The organism is Photobacterium rosenbergii (assembly GCF_003026455.1).
GTDB classification, from domain to species: Bacteria; Pseudomonadota; Gammaproteobacteria; order Enterobacterales; family Vibrionaceae; genus Photobacterium; species Photobacterium rosenbergii.
Window position 1 is genome coordinate 366,993 of the sequence record NZ_PYMB01000002.1, and the last position, 15,289, is coordinate 382,281.

Annotated in this window: 13 protein-coding genes; 9 read left to right on the forward strand and 4 right to left on the reverse strand. The window is 44.6% G+C overall.

What is annotated here, in order from left to right; translation table 11 throughout:
• Nucleotides 1-53 precede the first annotated feature (53 nt).
• The 4 genes from C9J01_RS08655 to C9J01_RS08670 all read left to right on the forward strand — a co-directional run bounded on the left by C9J01_RS08655 (nucleotide 54) and on the right by C9J01_RS08670 (nucleotide 4,154).
• Nucleotides 54-443 carry a hypothetical protein gene (locus tag C9J01_RS08655; protein WP_107297736.1) on the forward strand — a complete coding sequence of 130 codons (390 nt, stop codon included), beginning with the start codon at nucleotides 54-56 and terminating at the stop codon, nucleotides 441-443.
• A gap of 29 nt (nucleotides 444-472) precedes the next feature.
• Nucleotides 473-1,372 (forward strand): cation diffusion facilitator family transporter, encoded by a 900-nt coding sequence (locus tag C9J01_RS08660; RefSeq protein WP_107297737.1) that lies wholly within the window; start codon nucleotides 473-475, stop codon nucleotides 1,370-1,372.
• A 440-nt stretch (nucleotides 1,373-1,812) separates the two neighbouring features.
• On the forward strand, nucleotides 1,813-3,354 hold the full coding sequence (locus tag C9J01_RS08665; protein ID WP_107297738.1) for an alanine/glycine:cation symporter family protein: 1,542 nt from the start codon (nucleotides 1,813-1,815) through the stop codon (nucleotides 3,352-3,354).
• A 314-nt stretch (nucleotides 3,355-3,668) separates the two neighbouring features.
• Entirely contained in the window at nucleotides 3,669-4,154 is a 486-nt protein-coding gene (locus C9J01_RS08670) for a 2TM domain-containing protein (protein WP_107297739.1), read from the forward strand.
• 79 nt (nucleotides 4,155-4,233) lie between these two features.
• Here C9J01_RS08670 and C9J01_RS08675 read toward each other — a convergent pair whose 3' ends face one another.
• Nucleotides 4,234-4,803, reverse strand: coding sequence for a cytochrome b (locus tag C9J01_RS08675; protein WP_107297740.1), 570 nt, complete (start codon nucleotides 4,801-4,803; stop codon nucleotides 4,234-4,236).
• Nucleotides 4,804-5,080: 277 nt separating this feature from the next.
• On the opposite strand from C9J01_RS08675, the gene C9J01_RS08680 reads away from it, so the two are divergent.
• Both C9J01_RS08680 and C9J01_RS08685 read left to right on the forward strand, forming a co-directional pair.
• Nucleotides 5,081-5,476, forward strand: a complete 396-nt coding sequence (locus C9J01_RS08680) for an OsmC family protein (RefSeq protein ID WP_107297741.1) — start codon at nucleotides 5,081-5,083, stop codon at nucleotides 5,474-5,476.
• A gap of 692 nt (nucleotides 5,477-6,168) precedes the next feature.
• A complete protein-coding gene (locus C9J01_RS08685) occupies nucleotides 6,169-6,720 on the forward strand; it encodes a hypothetical protein (RefSeq protein WP_107297742.1) in 552 nt (183 codons plus the stop codon).
• Nucleotides 6,721-6,804: 84 nt separating this feature from the next.
• On the opposite strand, the gene C9J01_RS08690 is transcribed toward C9J01_RS08685, so the two are convergent.
• Nucleotides 6,805-7,455 carry a Crp/Fnr family transcriptional regulator gene (locus tag C9J01_RS08690; protein ID WP_107297743.1) on the reverse strand — a complete coding sequence of 217 codons (651 nt, stop codon included), beginning with the start codon at nucleotides 7,453-7,455 and terminating at the stop codon, nucleotides 6,805-6,807.
• Nucleotides 7,456-7,609: 154 nt separating this feature from the next.
• Between C9J01_RS08690 and C9J01_RS08695 the strand changes: the two genes are divergently transcribed.
• Nucleotides 7,610-8,419: a MerR family transcriptional regulator gene (locus C9J01_RS08695; RefSeq protein ID WP_107297744.1), complete on the forward strand. Its 810-nt coding sequence runs from the start codon at nucleotides 7,610-7,612 to the stop codon at nucleotides 8,417-8,419.
• 72 nt (nucleotides 8,420-8,491) lie between these two features.
• On the opposite strand, the gene C9J01_RS08700 is transcribed toward C9J01_RS08695, so the two are convergent.
• A complete protein-coding gene (locus C9J01_RS08700; RefSeq protein ID WP_107297745.1) occupies nucleotides 8,492-10,360 on the reverse strand; it encodes a methyl-accepting chemotaxis protein in 1,869 nt (622 codons plus the stop codon).
• 318 nt (nucleotides 10,361-10,678) lie between these two features.
• Here C9J01_RS08700 and C9J01_RS08705 point away from each other — a divergent pair, with 318 nt between their 5' ends.
• Nucleotides 10,679-11,476: an HAD-IIB family hydrolase gene (locus tag C9J01_RS08705; protein ID WP_107297746.1), complete on the forward strand. Its 798-nt coding sequence runs from the start codon at nucleotides 10,679-10,681 to the stop codon at nucleotides 11,474-11,476.
• Between the two features lie 54 nt (nucleotides 11,477-11,530).
• Here C9J01_RS08705 and C9J01_RS08710 read toward each other — a convergent pair whose 3' ends face one another.
• Nucleotides 11,531-12,634, reverse strand: a complete 1,104-nt coding sequence (locus C9J01_RS08710) for a phosphoribosylaminoimidazolesuccinocarboxamide synthase (protein WP_107297747.1) — start codon at nucleotides 12,632-12,634, stop codon at nucleotides 11,531-11,533.
• 226 nt (nucleotides 12,635-12,860) lie between these two features.
• Between C9J01_RS08710 and C9J01_RS08715 the strand changes: the two genes are divergently transcribed.
• Nucleotides 12,861-15,230, forward strand: a complete 2,370-nt coding sequence (locus tag C9J01_RS08715; protein WP_107297748.1) for an ATP-dependent helicase — start codon at nucleotides 12,861-12,863, stop codon at nucleotides 15,228-15,230.
• Nucleotides 15,231-15,289: the final 59 nt, after the last annotated feature.

Sequence of the window (15,289 nt, forward strand, 5' to 3'; positions counted from 1 at the left end):
TAAGGGTAGCCACATTAGACCCATTTAGCGGTTTATTGTGGCTATTATTTAAAATGTCAAAAGATTATTACAAGGCTTGTATCTCGTCTTTAACAGAAGAAGAGCTTTCTGCAATCATTTCTCTATATGCATTGGAATATCACCAAGGCGAAGCTGCTTATGTGGTTGATGAGAATATAGGTGTCTGGTTATCTGATTTAAACTTTGAAGAATTACCTTGCTATAAAAATACACTGGGTATCTACACGATCGAAGAGTCTGTGTTAAAGGCATTGATAAGCAAAGGTCTGTTGACGGCAAGAGAAACGGGCACCAGTGATAAAGGCTCATGTGGTCAGCTGTTTTCCAGTTATCAAATTATCCCAAAAGCAAAATCAAAAATTCGTTCTTGGCTGGCACTACATGAAGTCAAATTGCCGATATTGGTTGATTATAACTATTAATGCCTAACAGGCTTAAGGCATAGATTCATATGCAGGAACAAAGATTAATTATCATATCCATTGCAGTGACCTTCTTCTTTTCTGTGTTTGGTATTGTATGGGGAATATTGGCTGACTCCAGCATGATCACCTTTGATGGTACTTATTCCCTGATCAGCGTCGGCCTCAGCGGCCTATCTCTTATTGTTTTAAAGCTAGTTGCACAATCATCGGAATCGGTTAATTCTAAGTTTCCGTTCGGCAAAGCCCATTTCGAGCCCATGCTGATAGTGTTCAAGTCGCTTACCTTGATAGGAATGTGTGCCTACTCATCGGCAGGCGCAGTATCGGACATTATATCGGGGGGCGCACCAGTTGATCCCGGCCCCGCTATTTTATATGCCGGTATCAGCACAGTTGGCTGTGCAATTATTGCCTTCTTGTTGAGGGAGCGAAATAGGCAAATAGGCTCTGCTATTTTAGAGGCTGAGAAGAACCAATGGGTAGGCGACTTGCTGCTCAGCCTTGGTGTGCTGGCAGGATTTACTGCAGCACTCTTGCTGAAAAATACCCAATGGGGCGTGTTTGTCGATTATGCCGACCCGGTGATGGTACTGGTTGCCTCAAACCTGTTTATCTTTTTGCCGCTGAAAAGCATGCTGGCCGCCGGTAAGGAAATGATGCTGGTGAAAACCAACAACGAACTCCGAATTCCGATAGAGATTGTTGCCGCCGAGTATGCACAAAGACTCAATGCCACCTACAAGTTGAGGATGGTCTCAATAGGCAGGGAGCTGAACATTGAACTCAACTTTATAATGCCACCTAATGATGCGCTTACTGTTAAAGATATGGACACGATTCGCAGTGATATTGCTAAGGTTGCTGACACGCTCAAGAGCAAGCATTGGATTAATGTTAGCTTTACATCTGATCCTGCTTGGGCTTAGCAACGTGATTTGGTACATAGTTGCTACTGGGTAGTGGATAGCCTTTAATACAATTGACCAGCATGATAAGTGCTGGTTTTTTCTTTGGTTTTTGCATTCAATTAAGTTCATATTTCATATTCAATGCCTTTTCAAAACCGAGTTGGCGTAAGTCGAAATGAGGTTAGGCGGCAGCGTAAAATTGTGAGCAAACGGGAATTTTTGGGTTTGTTTGCTTGGTTTTTAAACAGCAAAATAACATTTCCGTAGCAATGGAATTAGATAAATCGACCCAGATCACGCTAACTGGTAGGAGCTTTCTCTGCCGTATGGCGATACTCTCCATTTTATGAGCTGTAGATCACGCTAAATTGCATGATGAAATAAAATATTTAACAATAGGGTTACAATGTGATTATTATACTGACGAAGCATTAACCAATCATACAGGGAGTTTTTTAATGCAGTCGTTAGTAGATTTTCTTAATGGAATAATTTGGAGCCCGGTGCTGATTTATCTGTGCCTGGGCGCAGGTCTGTTTTACTCCATTACCACTCGTTTTGTTCAGCTTCGTCACTTCCGTGAAATGTGGCGCCTACTGTTATCCGGTAAAAGTTCCGCTCAGGGTATTTCCTCTTTCCAGGCATTAGCCGTTTCCCTTTCTGGGCGTGTTGGTACAGGTAACATTGCAGGTGTTGCTGCGGCAATCGGCTTCGGTGGTCCTGGTGCGGTATTCTGGATGTGGGTTGTAGCTTTCCTTGGCGCGGCAACGGCATACAGCGAGTCGGCTCTGGCTCAGATTTACAAAGAAGAAGATGAAGACGGTCAGTTCCGTGGTGGTCCAGCTTACTACATCGAAAAAGCGATGGGCCAGAAGTGGTACGCGTGGATCTTCGCGATTGCGACCATCTTTGCCTGTGGTGTGCTTCTTCCTGGTGTCCAGTCAAACAGTATCGGTAACGCGGTTGAAGCAGCATTTGGCCCTGGTCAGATGATTGAAACCACTATTGGTACAATCAGCCTAGCGAAAATTGTAACCGGTACTTTCGTTTCAATTATCCTAGCCTTCATCATCTTCGGTGGTGTTAAGCGTATTGCGAGCTTCACTCAGGTTGTTGTTCCATTCATGGCGCTAGCCTACATCGTTATTGCTTTCATTATCATCCTACTTAATATCAACATGGTGCCAAGCATCTTCATGATGATTGTCGGTGATGCCTTCACGCCAATGGCAGGTGTTGGTGCTGCAATTGGTTGGGGTGTGAAACGTGGTGTTTACTCTAACGAAGCGGGTCAGGGTACAGGTCCTCACGCTGCAGCGGCTGCTGATGTACAGCACCCGGCGCAACAGGGTCTGGTACAGTCTTTCTCAATCTACATCGATACACTGCTAGTTTGTTCTGCTACTGCGTTCATGATTCTTATCACTGGTGCTTACAACGTACACGGTGGTGCAGAAGGTGCGTTCTTGGTCCAGAACCTAGCGGCAGACATTGGCGCTAACGGCCCAGTCTTTACCCAGATGGCGATTGAAAGCGCAATGCCTGGTATCGGTAAACCGTTCATTGCCTTTGCACTGTTCTTCTTTGCCTTTACTACCATCCTTGCTTACTACTACATTGCAGAAACCAACATTGCTTACATCCGCCGTACAGTGAAAGTCCCGGGTATGATGTTCGTGCTGAAAGTCATCCTAACGGTTGCTGTGTTCTACGGAACAGTGAAGACAGCCAACCTTGCTTGGGCGATGGGTGATGTGGGTGTTGGCCTGATGGCATGGCTGAACATTGTGGGTATCTTGATCATCTTCTTCCTATCGAAGCCAGCACTCAAAGCGCTGAAAGATTACGAAGAACAGCAGAAAGCTGGCGTGACAGAATTTACATTCGACCCTGTTAAGCTTGGTATCAAGAATGCTGATTTCTGGGAGAAGAAATTCCACGGTAAAGTATCTTCAGAGCAAACTGATGGAGATGCAGAGCCAGTGAAGACAACGGTTTAACCGGCGCATTTTCTCGAACTCAAAAATCTTAGTTAACGAAGGGCCATTGGGTATTACCCAGTGGCCCTTTTCTTTTCATCTAGTTACCAAGAAAGTTGTGAGCCAGTATGGGATACCTGATGAGGTATACAGAAATAATTGCTGGCACAATAATACCAAGCGTCAGAAGCTAACGTAACGACCTGCCATTTTGATGACATTATCTAATATAAGTGATTGAAAAATAGTGGTGTCAGGTGCCTGTCGTGTTGGTGTCGTTCTTTATTACCGTGAAGAATAGTACGGTTGATTCAAACAGCAGAAAGGATTCTACGATGATTGTCAGAAAGCTAAGGCTACAGCGAGGTTGGTCTCAGGAACATCTCTCCGAATTATCCGGTTTGAGTGTCCGGACTATCCAGCGTATCGAAAGGGGCCATAAGGCTGGGTTGGAATCGCTAAAATCATTGGCTGCTGTGTTTGAGATATCAGTTACCGATCTTCAGGGAGAGCCAACGATGAACGAGCAAACACACATAAGCGAAAATACACAAATCACCCAAGACGAAATGAAAGTTATCGAACAGGTCAGGGAGATAAAAGGGTTTTACTCCCACTTGATCACCTATGTATTGGTGATTGCCATGCTGTTCGTGATTAACTTTCTGACCGACCCGAGCTATATCTGGGCTTGGTGGCCTGCAATGGGGTGGGGGATAGGGATACTGTCACATGGCTTGAGCGCTTTCGAGGTATTCAACTTCTTTGGTGCTGAGTGGGAGAAACGTCAGATAGAGAAACGGCTAGGTCGAAAGCTATAGTTGCCGGTTGATGTCCGTTACAGGTATTAAAAGAGGCTGTTGGAAATCAGCCTCTTTTTCTTTAAGTAAGGTACGAACCTCAGTGATGTGTCGCTGAGTGCTGGGTACCTTTTTCCTTTTTGATACGAATCATACGGGTCAGCGTAATATCTTTGTCAATAAAGTGGTGCTTGAGCGCGCCTGCCACATGCAGGGCCAAGGTGATCATAACAACTCTTGAAGCATAGAAATGCAGGTTCTTGCCGAGGATATTGAGCCACTCGGTCTTTTCCCCGCCAGCAATCAGTTCGAATGAGAAAAAGGCAACGGGGTGGCCGCCACCGACACTCATAATAATGCCGGATATAGGCATCAAAAGGGTGCTAACGAGCAAGGTATAGTGAACCAGTGTGGCTGCTTTCTCCTGCCATGCCGGGCCTTTAGTTGCGCTTTGGATTGGTCCTTCTTTCAATCGCCAAATTACCCTTAACAAGGCAACAACCAGTACCGCTACCCCGAAAGACTTGTGTAGACCAAGTAATTCAAACTTTTCAGGGCTACGGGGTAGGTCGACCAAGTAAAAGCCTATCGCAAAAGTAGCGATAAAACTGAGTCCGGTCATCCAGTGGAACAGAATGGTTTGGGTAGATTGCGGTTGATTGCTTTTCATCGGGGTAATCCTTTACTTGTTGAGCACTATATTTTGTATATGTTATGGAGGTGTACTGGCGGTAACCGGACACCGAATTGTATATATCCATTATTACTCGGTGGTTATTCAAGTTTTGTTAACCGAAAGTAAAGCTAGGTAAAGGGGGGTAATGAGGGGTAAATGAATGGATCAACGGCTAAGGGCAGGGTAATTCTTGTTTTGGAGTATGCCATTAGATAGAGGAGGTTATAATGTGATGAATGTAAAATCGGTAAAAATAATCAAGTGAGAAACTATGAGCATTAATGTGAAGTGGAGTGGGGACTGTCGTTTTAAGGTTACTACGGAAAACGGCTTTGGTTTTGATGTTGATGCCACGAGTAAACAAGCACCCTGTCCAACAGAAGTTTTACTATCTGCATTAGGCTCTTGCAGTGCGACTGATGTGGTTTTGTTGCTTCAAGAACAAGGATTTGAAGTAGTAAGTTTAGAGAATAAAGTTACTTTTACATTAACGGAAACAGAACCTCGTTTATATAAAACGGCTAACCTTCATTTTGTTGTGGGTGGTAGTGGTTTTTCAGAATCTAATATATTACTAGCAGCTCAAGAAGCGGTCGCAAAGCATTGTCATGTATGTCTTATGTTGAGTCCTACAATAGAAATCACTTGTTCTGCGGAAGTCCGGTAAAGTTTTATTATAACGCTGCCGCGCGTAGCCAGTAATCAGGGCTAACAGAGGGGGCGTTAACGATATTTTGATATGAATAATAGTTGAGTGAGTAAAAAAAGGCCCCAAGTGCAAAGGAGTAACACATGGGGCAAATCAGTCATTACAGTGACATACTTAGGAAAAGTGATGGAAAATTACACTTGGCTTATTGACTTGCCAACAGATGAAGATAATAAAAACACCAATAATAGTGACTGGATGACACGGAGTCATAATTAAATAAAATTAACTATGAAATAACTTGGTGAAGTTAAACGCTCTTCAAATAAGTAATAAGCAAAACTGCAATGTAGGCAGTCTAATCTCTTGAACCATTCCAGAGTCAAGTGATAGAATAAATAAAAGTCCACTTTTTTGACAATGTGAAAATTTCATCATGAAATTTACACTTTGAAGTGTAAGTTGATGTTTTGTTTCGCAATCTAACCCTTAGATACTTTCAAGTTCAACCTTTGCCCGTTTAAACCCTGTTTCTGTACAGTTCCTGAAATATTTATCAACTCTACTATTCGTTTTAAATTTATATGGGTAGTTTAAGTTCACGAGACAGATAAACAATCACATTAAACATCATTAAAACTAAGGTTTTTAATAATCCATATTTATTAATTTCTTGGTTTTATTCCAAAAGATTTATATAGGTAACTACCATGAAAATTAAAACGGTAATTAAGGCGTTTGCATTGCTTTCTATTTCAAGTTCTGCTTTTGCTAGTGTTGTTGTTAATCAGGCAGTGACAGAAGATGAGGTGCTCGCTGCCCAGCATGGTTGGTGTCAGGCATTGGTAGATATCAGCACGACTTATACAGAAAATGGGCATGAAGCGGCTAAAACCTTGGCACAAGAGGTGCTCGAAGGTGCCTACGCATACCAAATGGGAACGGTGTTGTTCAAACCAACCCTGACGGTTAATCCGCAAACCTTCCGCACCACACCAGAAGGCGCACTGTCGTACTTTGTTGGTGGTGATGAAGCCTACCCACAAGATTCTGGTTTTGCACTAAAGAACTGGACGGCATGTGAAATTGAAAACGCGGGTGTCTTCATTACTGGAAACAGTGCGAGCACAATGGGTAAGGTTCATTTCACTGATGGTGAAGGCAACCAGACCAGCGTAGATAAAACGTGGAAATTTGTGAAAGATGATGCCGGTGCACTGCGTATTGCGCTGCATCACTCTTCACTGGAATACGCTGAGTAATATGCTCACTTAGCTTGTATTAACCTACGGGGAGTTACTTTCGTGTAGCTCCCTATTGTTCACCCACAGCGTGATATTAATTATTTAACGGTGCTCCTTTTCCGATAGCTTTAATACACCGTAGCTTTCTCGAGTGACAAGGCCTTTAGCTTCTAGCTTTTTCAATGAACGGATGATTTGATACCGGCTGGCACCCATGTAAGAAGCTAACTTTTCCTGAGTAATTTGTACGCACCGCGATGAGTCCGCTAACGTATTGAGTTGCGCCAATAGACGCTCTTCGAGAGTGTAAATTATCCGCTGTTTATAGACTCTGTGTGCTAGTTTAACTCTCTTCCCCAAGTTTCTGGCGAGAAACTCATATAATTCTGCTTTTGGTAACTTGCTTTGTCTTATCGCTGTGTATGCTAATTGCAACTCAGTAACTTCAGTGATTGACACAGAATATACACCAACCGATCCGGGTTCCATAAATTCGACTTCACCACGCCAGTTTCCAGCTCCTAGTTTAGCCATGGTATAGAGGGTTCCTTGTTGATCAACATAAGATACCTCAACAGTACCAGACAGCATGACACAGATATCTGTCATAGGAACGTTTTGCCCGACAATGATGCTGTCTTTTGGGTAAGTCGTAATGCGGCCAGATTCAAGAAATAGCTTGGTCAAGCCAGGATACTTTTTGGGATCTAGGTACTTAGCGAGTTGAGTTTGATATTCGTCAGGGATACTCATAGTGATTTAGTTTACGGAGATGTTGGTTAGCCAACTTTGTTACGTCCAGTCTAACACGCTTTTTATGGTGTTTGTGCGATTCGCACAGAATTGCGTTTTCTACTGTCCTATTGTTTGTGCGAATTAATAGACGTGTACAAAAGTAAGTATCCATATGAAACTGTATCGAATTGGTCAAATCAGCAAGCTGTATGATGTCAGCGTTGATACATTGCGCCACTATGAAAAAATTGGGCTGCTTGAGCCTGAATTTGTTAAAGACAATGGTTACCGATATTATTCCAACCGCCAGATATGGAAACTCAATGTTATCCGCACCTTGCGCCATTTGGATATTGGTTTACTGGATATCAAAGACCATTTAACAGATAGAACGCTTGGCAAGAGTGAGTCGTTGATTGAATTACAACTGGAAGCTATTGAGCAGCAGCAAGCCGAACTGCAAGGGTTGAAGCAAGATCTCCAGTTAAGACAGAAGCATTTAGTTACGACCAAGCAAACGCCGGGTAATATGGAGATAACACTGCGAACATTACCTGAGCGTAAGTGCTGGGTGAATAGGGTACAGGTTTCCTCTTTCTGGGATGTCGATCGAATGCACAAGGAAATTGAAGCCGATAAGTATGGTGAGGAAACACGCTATACCGGTTTAGGTAATGCCGGAGCACGGATTTCTCAGCGACATTTTGATGCCGGGAAATATGGTATATATAGTGAGAGCTTTATCTTAGATGATAATGGCGATCATACTTTGGAAAGCGGACAGTATATTTGTCTTGATTTCTGGGGACATGATGAAATGAAAGATATCATGCGGCACTACGACAGGGTAAATGCTTATATGGCTGAAAATGGATTGACGATGAACGGCCCTGCGATAGAGTTATACAAAATCGACATCCACGAAACAGATAACCCCGATGAGTTTTTGACTGAGTTGCAAGTGCCGGTGAGATTACAATAAAGCGGTATTCGCAACTTGAAAATAAGGCAGCCAGTTGGCTGCCTTATTCGTTTGTAAGGGAATTGAAAAGCGCTAAACCACGAACTTGTTCATGATTGAGTCTTGCTCTCGCACTTTGGCGATCTGCTCCTCAAGGGCCTGATCAGCAGCTGATGCAGCGTCAGAAACCTGTACGCTCAGCTCTTTGATGTTTAGGGTATTATTATTGATTTCCTCGGCCACCAAACTTTGCTCTTCAGCCGCCGAAGCAATTTGTAGGTTCATATCATTAATTTGCTGGATAGCCCCGCTGATCCTGACTAGAGCATCGTCTGCCTCTTGTGACTTCTCAACGGTAGAAGCGGCAGTCTCTTTACTCATACCCATTACACTCGCTGCCGAACTAGCCCCCGATTGCAGTTGCTCAATCATCTGCCGGATTTCAGTGGTGGACTCTTGTGTCCGTTGCGCAAGGGTACGTACTTCATCTGCAACAACAGCAAAGCCACGGCCTGACTCGCCAGCACGTGCTGCTTCAATAGCAGCATTGAGGGCAAGTAGGTTGGTTTGATCGGCAATTTCATTAATGACTTTTAGGATCGACTCAATGTTGCCAGTCGATACCTCAAGCTGCCTGACGACTTCGACAGCCTCATCAATTTGTGCGGATAAGTCAGAAATAGCATTGGCAGTATGGGAGACAATACGGCCGCCATCTTGTACCGCTTCATCGGCCTGTTGTGCGGCTGTTGCTGCGCCCTGGGCATTGTTGGCAACCTCTACCGATGTCGCCGCCATTTCGTGCATCGCTGTTGCCAGTTGATCCAGCTCTTTGAGTTGGTTGGACATGGCAGAAGCCGACTGCTGCGCACCTGCTGCCGTTTGCTCAGTACCCAATAGAATATCGGTACTGAGAGCTTTAGATTGTAGGATCAGGGTTTGTAGTTTCTCAGTAAATGCATTGAAGCCTTTAGCCAGTTCGGCAAACTCCTGATCGGTGCTGGTCTCAAGACGGCGGGTAAGATCACCCTGACCAGAAGCCACATCTTGAATAGCAGTATTTAGATCAGCAAGCGGTCGCATCAGTATCTTGATCAATAGTAGTAGGGCGATGATACCTGCAACCAAAGCTATAAGTGAGTAGATTATTGCATCGGTACGTAATTCATTAACGGCTGCAAAGGCAATACTTTCATCAAGTACTGCGCCGATATACCACTCTTGACCTGCAATTTGGCTAAATGACAATGTCACGGTCTGACCGTCTAGTTCTGCGTGAACGGCGTCAGACGAAATAGGGTGGTTGCCTATAAAGTTCGTCATTGGCTTGCCGTTATACTGCGCATCGGGGTGGGCGATAGTTGTGCCGTTAGCGTCCACGATGAACAGGTATCCTGCGTTGAATAAGGAAACTTGGTTAACCAGTTCGGCCAGACCCGACAGACTCATATCAAAGAAGATCGCGCCCTCGAACTGGCCATTAGCGATTAACGGACTCGCAATAGAGACCAAAATCTCATTGGTCACAGAGTCAGCGTAAGGAGCGGTGATAATGGTGTCTCGCTTTTGCTTGCTATCAATATACCAAGGGCGTGCTCGAGGCTCCCAAGATGCACCCGGATCCCAACTAGGATCGTTGCTGGTAAAGCTGCCATCTTTTTCGAATCCTAAACCGGTAAGCAAAAAAGTATTTTTGATAGTGGGTTGCTCAATAACGGAATGGATATGATCCAGTGACATATCACTGGTGACTAAGCCGGCGGTATAACTCGCTAATGACTTTTTGCTCTCCAGTTCGGCATTGACGGTATTGCTCATGCCGGAAATGATTTCCTCCATGCTTTGCATAACCAAAGACTGGATTTGATTTTTAGTATTGAAATATTGGTTGGCTGACAGTAGTGCGAGTGCCACCAATAGTATTGCCGATGATGATGCGACAATTTTATGGCTGAACTTCATTGGATCCCTCAACAAGCGCAGATAGTAGAATAGTTATAATGTCGGCATGGTAACGGAATTGTTAATGCAAATCGATGTGTTTTGTGATCTGAGGTTGATAATTTTTGCTGTATTGTTGTGATTTTAAAGAATTATATGCCACCAGATGATTACCTCAATATGGCAATTAAGTATGACTAAGGGGTGCATAATTGATCTTGTTAGTAGCATTACTCAGAAACACTGAGCTTGTTTGAAAATAGTGGAAAATGCTAGTGTAGTGAGAATATCCCAACAAGCTTCGTTATTTAATTTTCCCCCGAATATTTGGACTCATTGATGGCTTCTACGACAAAGTTACTCGCTTCTGATTATGACAAGACCTTCTTTTACAAAACGAATCCAGAGGCGTTAGCAGAAAACCTTGCCGCGGTGTCTCAATGGCAACAACGCGGAAATATCTTTGCGATTAGTACAGGACGAGATGCTGCAAGTATGCTGTATGAGCGTCAAAATAAGGATGTTCAATTTGATTATCTAGTATCGCTAAATGGTTCTCTCATCATAGATCATAATAATACTGTGATATTCAAACAGGCTTTTTCGTCATCATTAGCCTCTGCGCTAGTCGATGATATTCGTGAAGAATTTAACGATGAAATCATCATATCGAATGGATTTGATGGCTGTAATTTCACTCAACGTGAGATGAGCCAGAACGATCCTGTTGCAAGAGAAGTATATCAGCGTAATTTAGCTATTTACTCAAGAAGTATCGAGCAGTCTCTAGAGCATGAAGTGCTATTGGTCGGGTGTTTGGCTAAAGATCAACAACAAGCAAACGCGGTGCGAAGCCGGATTTTAGACAAACATAAAGCCGATGTTGAGGTATTCATAAACCTTAACTATATCAATATTGTTCCCAAAGGGATCTCTAAAGCAAGTGGGCTTGAACTCGTTATGCAGCATGCAAATATTTCTCGTTCAAATGTGACGGTCATTGGAGACGATTACAACGATATTCCAATGTTAGAAGCGTTTCGAGGGTTCGCTGTACCTAACGCCAAAGAAGAACTTATCGCGGTAGCAGAAGACACGGTTGAAAGTGTCGCTGCGCTTATAACTCGACTTAGCTAATACAATAAAGGCAGCCACTAGGCTGCCTTTTATCATTACGGGGAGACTAATGAATTAGTCAATCAAACCGTATTGCTCACGAAGCACTGCAACGATCTCAGCTTTCGGGTTTTCAGAAAGCACGATTTTCTCGCCAGTGACTTTCTCTGCGATATCGGTATATACCTTAGACAAGTTCATCAGTGCTTCCACTGGCAACTCGTTGTCGCGAGCAAGGGCGAAACGCTCATCCATACGGTCTTTGTTCAGTAGGATGTCCGGGTCAGGGAAGTGGTTCAACAGCATCTGGCGGAAACCTTCTTTCGAGTTTTCGATGATTTCGCCGTTGCGGTATGCTTCGCCGTCCCAGATACGTGATGAATCTGGTGTACCCACTTCATCCATATAGATCAGTTTTTCTTTACCTTCGGCATCGGTCACGTAGCCAAACTCAAACTTAGTATCGACAAAGATCTGATCCAAAGCTGCCAGCTCTTTGCTGATCACATCAAAGCCTTCTTCAAGCAACTGCTCGTAACGGCTGATATCGTCTGTGCTACGGAAATTGAATGCCTCGAAGTTGTTAACCAGATCGTCACGGGTTACGTTGACGTCATCAACTTCAGGCACGCCAGGAATACCGGTCAGGATCCCTTTAGTAGAAGGCGTCATCAGTAACTCAGGCAGTTTCTGATCTTTCTTAAGGCCTTCTGGTAGTTCGATACCACAGAAGTTGCGCTCGCCTTGGCTGTATGCACGCCACATTGAGCCTGTGATGTACTGACGGCAAATTGCTTCAACCATAACCGGCTTGGCTTTTTGTACAATCCATACAAACGGGTGGGGGATGTCTAGGATGTGGCTATCAGCTAAACCGTTTTCACGGAACAGTTTGAACCAATGGTTGGAAATTGCATTAAGTGCCGCACCTTTACCTGGGACGCCTTTCAGGCCGCCTTCAGCATGCCAGATGCAGTCGAAAGCAGAGATACGGTCGCTGATTACCATGATAGCCAGTGGTGCATCAGGCTGAACGTTGTAGCCTTTCTCTTGGATAAGGCGACGGCTATCTTCTTCGGTTAACCAGTAGACGGAGCGAACTTTACCGCTATGGACGGGTTTATCAGTTCGGATTGGCAGGTCATCATTTACAGCGAGAACTTGATCAGCAAGGCTCATGGCGAATTCCTATTTCAAAAGTTAAACGAAGGGAAGTAAGGCTAATGCCGGCGATAATAACAGAACTCGGCAGGCCTTTCAGCTAGAAAAGCAAACGTTTGCGCAAATTTATTTTGCATAGATTGAGTGAATTTGTGTGAACCGATTTCAAGTGGTCATATTTTATTCAAGCGGCAGGCTTGAACTGTGGCAAAATCAGGCTCCATTCTTTTGTGCAAGGCCCACTATGACCCGTTATACCAGTGAACAATCGGCATTTATACATCACCAGCACGGGAATGCCCTTTGTATTGCCGGGGCAGGGACGGGGAAGACAACCACCTTAGTGGGCTTGATTGAACAGAAATTGGCAGCAATTCCTGCCCAAGAGATGCTGGTGCTAATGTTCAACCGCGATATTAGGACTGATTTTCAGGCCAAGCTCCGTGATACGGGTATCCAAGCGCAGGTGCCTGTGCATACCTTCCACAGTTTCTGTTTGAAGTTCCTTAACCAGACGGGCTTTATCCGTAATACTGGTTATAAGGTTGACTACCAGAGCGGTGAAAGTGATAAATCGTTGGTTAAGGCCATCTTGCGTGAGCTATCCGGCCTTGAAAAGACCTACCAGCGCCAGCAGATGATCAAAGATCCTAAGACCATTGAGTTGCTGCTGAGCTTTATTGGGTTGGTGAAAGCCTACATGCTCTCGCCGCACGAAGTATTTAAGATTGCTGAAATAAACCGGGATTACCTGTTTATTCTCGATGCCTATGAGCAGTTTGAAAGCCTAAGAAAGAAACAGCGCCTATTGTTTTTTGATGATTGGCTGGTGGAGACCGTCAAACTGCTTGAAAGCGATGATGCTATCCGCGAGCACTTTCATCAGCACTGCAAGCTGGTGGTGGTTGATGAATTTCAGGATATCAACACCGCCCAATACCGATTGCTGAAACAATTGCTTGGTCCGCAAACCCAACTGCTAGCAGTGGGTGATGTCGATCAGTGTATCTATAAGTGGCGGGGTAGCGCACCGCAATTCATGCTCAATTTTGATCAGGATTTCGCCCCTGCAAAAACGTATACCCTGTCACAGACGTTTCGCTTTGGACATAGCCTTGCGCTGGCTGCAAGCCACCTAATTGCCAACAATAAGGAACGCTTCAGCGAGTTTCTGACTGTCTCCGGTGAAGGGATTTCTGATACCCAAGTTGTTGAATGTGGCTCCTCGAGGCAGGTCGGAGAAATTGCGAACACTATCGCGCAATATCTTGCTGATGGCGGGAAGCCGTCTGATGTGGCAATTTTAGTTCGCCGTTGGTCACAAACCCTGCTGTTTGAGCTGGCATTCCTTAGCAAGCAGTTACCCTATCAAATGCCCGTGCCGTCAGTGCTTGCGCATAGCCGAGAGGTAAAGCTGCTGATGGAGTTGGCGACGTTGGCGACACCGCGCTTTTCAGACTTGGCCGTTGCACAGAAGTCGGGCTTGTTGTTTAGCTTGATGTGTTTCCCGCACTGTTATGTGCCGAATAAATCCTTAAAACCGTTATGTGAACAATTGGCGGGAATGGAACCCTCCCAGTGGCTGACCTTTATTGGCCGCTATGAAAAAGCCAATGCCAACTTGAAGTTGGATAATCTCATTGAACGCCTCGATTTGCTGCAACGGTTAATGCGCAAGGGGAGCTTTAAGGCGTCGGACGTCTATAAGCAATACCGTAACGAAAGCGGGCTTGATAGCTGGATTTGGAAAACAGAGGCAACGGCTTCTGAAATCGAAGAAGCCATTGAGAGACTGGACAGTGTTGCCACAGTGCTTGAAGCGATGGATCAGAGCTGTGAAAAGGCTTTGCAGTATTTCGAATATTATACCCAGCAGTCTGGCCAGAAAAGCGCGAATAGCAATGCGGGAGCGAATGGGGCTGAAGAGCAAGACTCCATCCAGTTAACAACTATCTTCCGCGCCAAAGGCTGCGAATATAACCATGTCCATCTGCCGTTTTGGGATAAAGAAGCCTTTCCATATGTGAATAGGGCGTCGGGTACGGTAGGGGCTGATTTGGAAGAAGAACGCCGCTTGGCGTATGTGGCACTGACACGGGCGAAAGAAAAAGCCTTTGTCTATTACACCATGCCGGATAAGCCGTCGGCCAAAGCGACTAATGCCAGCCGGTTTGTACTGGAAGGGAAAATCAACCTGGCACAAGACTTAGGGGCCAAGCTTTACCAGCAAGGGAAGCTACCTTATTACTCTAGCCCGGTAGCAGAAGAGTACTGCCGCCGGATGGGGCGTGAACAGGATGTCGCTGAGCCACCTGTAAAAAAGGTAGTGAAAAGCTCGACAGCGAAGGCAGTCAGTCTTGGTGGCAGTAAACAAACAGATACTGTCGTCAGCATTGATGGCGAATACAGCTATAAGTGGGCGATGCAGCAACCATTGCCGGATAATGCTGAGAAAGTGATTCGAGCGATGGTGAAAACTAAAAATGCCAAATACTTAGATGGCGAGATAAACCGTATTATCAGGGAATTGCAGTCGGTATCGGAGACCAAGAAAAAGGTATTGGTCAATCGATTGATTGTTGCTGCTAATGCGAGAAGTATGGTTCGACGATAGTTTATTTAAGCAAAGATAATATTTAAGCCTCTACGCAAAGTAGAGGCTTAATAAAAATA